A 5,512-nucleotide genomic window follows, 5' to 3' on the forward strand; every position below is an offset into this window, starting at 1 on the left:
GGCTCCAAGGTGATTGACGCCAGCCTCGCGGGTCAGGTGCGTCGCCTCGGACTGGCGCTGGCCAAGGTGAGCTAGCTCCGCACCCGAACCCCTTTCTCACCCCTCGTCCTCAACCCCAACGCCTCCCATGGTTTCCATCCGCCCCGACGAGATCAGCGCGATCCTCAAGCAACAGATCGCTGATTACGACAAGTCGGTTTCCGTCAGCAACGTCGGCACCGTGCTGCAGGTCGGCGACGGCATCGCCCGCGTCTATGGCCTCGAGCAGGTCATGGCCGGTGAGCTGATCCAGTTCGAAGACGGCACCGAAGGCATTGCTCTCAACCTCGAAGACGACAACGTCGGCGCGGTGTTGATGGGTGAGGGTCGCGGCATCCAAGAGGGCAGCACCGTCAAGGCCACCGGCAAGATCGCCTCGGTGCCCGTCGGCGACGCCATGCTCGGCCGTGTGGTGAACCCCCTGGGTCAGGCCATCGATGGCAAGGGTGATATCCCCACCAGCGAGACCCGCCTGATCGAATCGATGGCGCCTGGCATCATCCAGCGCAAGTCGGTGCATGAGCCCATGCAGACCGGCATCACCGCCATCGACGCGATGATCCCCATCGGTCGTGGCCAGCGCGAGCTGATCATTGGCGACCGCCAGACCGGCAAGACCGCCATCGCGATCGACACGATCATCAACCAGAAGGGCGAAGACGTCGTCTGCGTCTACGTCGCTGTCGGCCAGAAGGCTGCCTCTGTGGCCAACGTTGTTGAGGTGCTCCGCGAGAAGGGCGCCCTCGATTACACCGTGATCGTGGCTGCGAACGCCTCCGAGTCCGCTGCTCTGCAGTACCTGGCTCCCTACACCGGCGCAGCCATCGCTGAGTCCTTCATGTACAAGGGCAAGGCCACCCTGGTCATCTATGACGACCTGACCAAGCAGGCCCAGGCCTACCGTCAGATGTCCCTGCTGCTCCGTCGTCCCCCCGGTCGTGAGGCCTACCCCGGCGACGTGTTCTATTGCCACAGCCGCCTGCTCGAGCGCGCCGCCAAGCTGAGCGACGCCATGGGCAAGGGCTCCATGACCGCCCTGCCGATCATCGAAACCCAGGCTGGTGACGTCTCGGCGTACATCCCGACCAACGTGATCTCCATCACCGACGGTCAGGTCTTCCTGAGCTCCGACCTCTTCAACTCCGGTCTCCGCCCCGCCATCAACGTGGGTATCTCCGTGAGCCGAGTGGGTGGTGCTGCCCAGACCAAGGCCATCAAGAAGATCGCCGGTACCCTCAAGCTTGAGCTGGCTCAGTTCGATGAACTGGCCGCCTTCTCCCAGTTCGCCTCCGACCTGGATGCTGCGACTCAGCAGCAGCTGGCCCGCGGTAAGCGTCTCCGCGAGATCCTCAAGCAGCCCCAGTTCAGCCCCCTGATCCTGGCTGAGCAGGTCGCCGTGGTTTACGCCGGCGTCAAGGGCCTGATCGACGAAGTTCCCGTCGAGTCCGTCGTTCAGTTCTGCCGCGAGCTCCGCGAGTACCTGAAGACCAACAAGCCCGAGTTCATCAACAAGATCCAGACCGAGAAGCAGCTCAGCGAAGACGCTGAGGCCATGCTCAAGGCTGCCATCAACGAAGTGAAGTCTTCGATGCTGGCTGCGGCCTGATCCCTGACGGTTACCCCGGAGAGTCCAATCCATGGCCAACCTGAAGGAGATCCGCGACAGGATCAGTTCCGTTAAAAACACCCGGAAGATCACCGAGGCCATGCGCCTCGTGGCAGCCGCCAAGGTCCGCCGGGCACAGGAACAGGTTCTGCGCAGCCGTCCGTTTGCTGATCGTCTTGCCCGCGTTCTGGAGAATCTCCAGACCCGGATGCAGTTCGAGACCGCTGACGCGCCGCTGCTCGAGAACCGCGACGTCCGCACCATCACCCTGCTTGCCGTGACCGGCGACCGGGGTCTGTGCGGTGGCTACAACGCCAACATCATCAAGCGCACGGAACAGCGTCACGCTGAGCTGAAGTCTCAGGGCTATGACGTGGATCTGGTGTTGATCGGCCGCAAGGTCGCCACCTACTTCCAGAACCGCGCCAGCCAGTACACGATTCGCGCCACCTTCATGGGGCTCGAGCAGGTCCCCAGCGCTGCTGAGGCCGGCAAGATCGCCGACGAGGTGCTCGCCGAGTTCCTCTCCGGCACCACCGATCGTGTCGAGATCATCTTCACCAAGTTCATCAACCTGGTGAGCTCGAAGCCTGTTTCCCAGACCCTGCTGCCCCTGGATCCCCAGGGCATCGCCAGCGCGGACGACGAGATTTTCCGTCTCACCACCCGCGACGGTCAGCTGGGCGTTGAAACGGGCACGGTCAACAACGACCAGCCTTCTCTGCCTTCTGATCTGGTGTTCGAGCAGAGCCCCGATCAGCTGCTGAATGCACTGCTGCCTCTGTATCTGCAGAACCAGCTGCTGCGTTCCCTGCAGGAGGCGGCCGCTTCCGAGCTCGCCAGCCGGATGACCGCCATGAACAACGCCAGCGACAACGCCAAGGCGCTCGCGAAGTCCCTGACCCTGGACTACAACAAGGCCCGCCAGGCCGCCATTACCCAGGAGATCCTGGAAGTGGTCGGCGGTGCTTCTGCCATGGCCTGAGCACGTTGCTCAGACGCTCAAAGCCCTCCCAAGTGGAGGGCTTTTTTTGTGCCTTGTTCCAGGATGAGGGAAGCGCCGGCGCGCCATGACGCTTTCCCTGCAACCGCTCTTCCCTTTGGCCCTGGGCACCGCAGATCTGGCCCTGGATCCGATGGATGCGGTGTTACTGCTCCAGGATGTCCTGGCTCTGCGGGGCGAGGACAGCGGCAACCCCCATCCCGGTTGCGCCTGGACCGGCGACATCAACGGTGTCTGGCGGGTTCACCAGCTTCCGGCTTTTGCGGCCATTAGCGATCAGGTGCGCCGGCATGCCTGGGCGTACCTGGAGCAACTGGGCTTCCACTGCGACCAGGTGGCCCTGCACATTCAGCGGTCCTGGCCGGTGGTGAGTGAACCGGGCCAGGCGGTGGGCCGTCATCACCATCCCAATGCCCATCTGAGCGCCATCGTCTACCTCAATGGCGATGGATCCGGCCGCAGTGGTTGCCTTCGGCTCTACCCCGCCCGGCAGAGCAATGAGCTGGTGCCAGGGTTATCCGTGGGCCATGGCGGTCCCCTCGAGGGGGCCCTGCACTGGAATGCCCCCCACTTCGATCTGGCTCCCCGGGCTGGGTTGCTGGTGCTCTTCCCCGCTCAGATTGACCATGCCGTGACGGCCAATGAGGACGAGGGCGATCTGCGGGTGTCCCTGGCCTTTGATCTGGCCTTGAGTGCACCGCTCTATGAGCAGCCCGGGCTGGCCCCACCGGAATACCTGGCGCCGCACCCGCAGCAGTGGGGCGCCCTGCCCGGGCCGTGATCCTGGACAATGGGGAGCTTCTGGACTGAGCTGCTCCCTCCATGGGCGAGACCTACACCGTTGTCTGTGAACTCGACGGCACCAGCCACAGCTTCAGCTGCGCTGCCGATCAGACCGTTCTCGCTGCTGCGGAAGCCGCCGGTGTGGCTGTCCCCAGCTCCTGCTGCTCCGGTGTCTGCACCACCTGCGCTGCCGTGGTGAAAGAGGGATCCGTGCATCAGCCCGACGCCATGGGCGTCAAGGCTGAGCTGCGGGATCAGGGGTTTGCGCTGCTCTGTGTGGCCTATCCCCGCAGCGACCTCAAGGTGCTGGCCGGCCAAGAAGACGCGCTCTATGAAGCGCAGTTCGGTCAATACCAAAAGTGAGTCCAGGGCTCTCTGGCTTTCGATCCCTGGCGCTCACCCTGGTGGCCCAGCCCGGTCCGCTGCTGCCGCAGATCGAGGCTGAACTGCGTCAGCACGGGGTCCCGTTGCGCTGGGCGATCACCCAGGCGGTCTGCCGGCCCGATGGCCAGCGCCAGCTAACCCTGGAAGCGATGGTGCACCAGCCCGCCCTGCTCGTATGACCCGCCCTGGCGATCCCTTGCCCACCGTGATGGTGGTGCCCACGGGCATCGGCTGTGAGGTGGGTGGCTACGCGGGTGATGCGGTGCCCGCGGCGCGGCTGTTGGCGGCCGCCAGTGGCTGCCTGATCACCCATCCCAATGTGATGAATGGGGCCTCGCTCTATTGGAGTGACCCCCGCATTCACTACGTCGAGGGATCAAGCCTCGATCGTTTCGCGGCTGCAGAACTGGCACTCCAGCCGGTTCGCTCTCAGCGCATTGGCCTGCTGCTGGATGCCGGCATCGAGGAGGAGCTCCGGCTGCGGCATCTGCAGGTGGCCGACGGTTGCCGGGCCAGCCTCGGGCTGAGCCTGGGTCCGGTGGAAACCACTACGGCTCCGATCGGCGTCAGCCTGAGCCAGGGGGAGAGCGGTGCCAGCTGGGGCCAGCTGGCGCGTCCCGACGTCTTGCTGGAGGCCGGGGCGCGCCTGCGCGATGCCGGTGCCACGGCCATCGCCGTGATTGCCCGCTTTCCGGATGACCCCGATAGCGAGGCCCTGACGGCCTACCGCCAGGGGGGCGGCGTCGATGCCCTGGCTGGTGCCGAGGCGGTGATCAGCCACTGGCTGAGCCGTCAGCTGAATCTGCCCTGTGCCCATGCGCCGGCGCTGAGCCCCCTGGAGATCGATCCCCAGTTGGACCCCCGGGCGGCGGGCGAGGAGCTGGGTTACACCTTCCTGCCCTGCGTGCTGGTGGGCCTGAGCCGCGCCCCAGCCCTCTGGCCAGCGGACCAGGCCCCCGCCGAATCGATTCGCGCTGAACAGATCGGAGCTGTGGTGGCCCCGGCCGGGGCCCTGGGCGGCGCGGCAGTCTTGGCCTGCGCTGAGCGGGGCATTCCGGTGATCGCCGTGGAGAACCCCTGCGTCCTCTCGGTGACGGCCGAGGCCTTGGGGATCGAGGTGCTCCGGGCTAAGAGCTACAGCGAGGCCGCTGGGCTGGTGCTGGCCCTGCGGGAGGGAATCAGTCCCGAGGCGCTGCAGCGTCCGCTGCGGCGGCTGGTCTGATGGCGGGCTTTGGCGTGCGCAAGGACCCCTGCCCCTGCGGCGGCGGGGTCTACGCCGACTGTTGTGAGCCGTTCCACCTGGGCCAGTCCCTGCCGGCCACGGCTGAGCAGTTGATGCGCTCGCGCTACAGCGCCTTCAGCCGCAACCTGATCGACTACTTGATCGAGACCCATCCCTCCCCTGAGCCCCTGGCCGAGCGGCGCCAAGCCCTCAAGGCCAGCAACCGGGGCGTGCGTTGGACCCAGCTGAGGATCAGCGCACGCGAGGCCGGAGGCGAGGCTGACCTCAGCGGCCGGGTGAGCTTCGAGGCCCAGTACCGCCAGGCGGGGCAGACGCACGTCCTGCGGGAGTGCTCCCGCTTTGGCCGCGAGGGTGGGGTGCTCGAGGGGCGTTGGCTCTATCTCGACGGCGAGGCCTAGTTCAGGCAGGCCATCGGGTGACGGTTGCCTACTCCCAGGGCTTTGGCCACGCCGGG

General features: G+C 65.8%; 7 protein-coding genes and 1 pseudogene. All 8 read left to right on the top strand.

Features of this window, described 5'->3' with window-relative positions; genetic code table 11:
* Positions 1-75 (top strand): annotated as a pseudogene (locus QZ189_RS10485) (ATP F0F1 synthase subunit delta); the annotation flags it as partial.
* Between the two features lie 52 nt (positions 76-127).
* Entirely contained in the window at positions 128-1,645 is a 1,518-nt protein-coding gene (atpA, locus tag QZ189_RS10490; RefSeq protein ID WP_010315323.1) for a F0F1 ATP synthase subunit alpha, read from the top strand.
* Between the two features lie 31 nt (positions 1,646-1,676).
* Positions 1,677-2,630: a F0F1 ATP synthase subunit gamma gene (locus tag QZ189_RS10495; protein WP_010315324.1), complete on the top strand. Its 954-nt coding sequence runs from the start codon at positions 1,677-1,679 to the stop codon at positions 2,628-2,630.
* 85 nt (positions 2,631-2,715) lie between these two features.
* Positions 2,716-3,429, top strand: coding sequence for a putative 2OG-Fe(II) oxygenase (locus QZ189_RS10500; protein WP_296421724.1), 714 nt, complete (start codon positions 2,716-2,718; stop codon positions 3,427-3,429).
* 41 nt (positions 3,430-3,470) lie between these two features.
* On the top strand, positions 3,471-3,794 hold the full coding sequence (locus QZ189_RS10505; protein ID WP_247477091.1) for a 2Fe-2S iron-sulfur cluster-binding protein: 324 nt from the start codon (positions 3,471-3,473) through the stop codon (positions 3,792-3,794).
* Positions 3,791-3,994 carry a hypothetical protein gene (locus tag QZ189_RS10510; protein WP_296419551.1) on the top strand — a complete coding sequence of 68 codons (204 nt, stop codon included), beginning with the start codon at positions 3,791-3,793 and terminating at the stop codon, positions 3,992-3,994. The genes QZ189_RS10505 and QZ189_RS10510 overlap by 4 nt, the downstream gene beginning before the upstream one ends.
* A complete protein-coding gene (locus QZ189_RS10515) occupies positions 3,991-5,037 on the top strand; it encodes a DUF3326 domain-containing protein (RefSeq protein ID WP_296421725.1) in 1,047 nt (348 codons plus the stop codon). The genes QZ189_RS10510 and QZ189_RS10515 overlap by 4 nt, the downstream gene beginning before the upstream one ends.
* Positions 5,037-5,456 (top strand): YchJ family metal-binding protein, encoded by a 420-nt coding sequence (locus QZ189_RS10520; protein WP_296421726.1) that lies wholly within the window; start codon positions 5,037-5,039, stop codon positions 5,454-5,456. The genes QZ189_RS10515 and QZ189_RS10520 overlap by 1 nt, the downstream gene beginning before the upstream one ends.
* Positions 5,457-5,512: the final 56 nt, after the last annotated feature.

Source organism: Vulcanococcus sp. CPBay_Sum15L08_68, from assembly GCF_017855895.1.
Classification (GTDB): domain Bacteria; phylum Cyanobacteriota; class Cyanobacteriia; order PCC-6307; family Cyanobiaceae; genus Vulcanococcus.

Excerpts from the sequence above, each read along its gene's own strand:
- atpA (WP_010315323.1), top strand. The coding sequence starts at position 128 with ATGGTTTCCATCCGCCCCGACGAGATCAGCGCGATCCTCAAGCAACAG.
- QZ189_RS10495 (WP_010315324.1), top strand. The coding sequence starts at position 1,677 with ATGGCCAACCTGAAGGAGATCCGCGACAGGATCAGTTCCGTTAAAAAC.
- QZ189_RS10500 (WP_296421724.1), top strand. The coding sequence starts at position 2,716 with ATGACGCTTTCCCTGCAACCGCTCTTCCCTTTGGCCCTGGGCACCGCA.
- QZ189_RS10505 (WP_247477091.1), top strand. The coding sequence starts at position 3,471 with ATGGGCGAGACCTACACCGTTGTCTGTGAACTCGACGGCACCAGCCAC.
- QZ189_RS10515 (WP_296421725.1), top strand. The coding sequence starts at position 3,991 with ATGACCCGCCCTGGCGATCCCTTGCCCACCGTGATGGTGGTGCCCACG.
- QZ189_RS10520 (WP_296421726.1), top strand. The coding sequence starts at position 5,037 with ATGGCGGGCTTTGGCGTGCGCAAGGACCCCTGCCCCTGCGGCGGCGGG.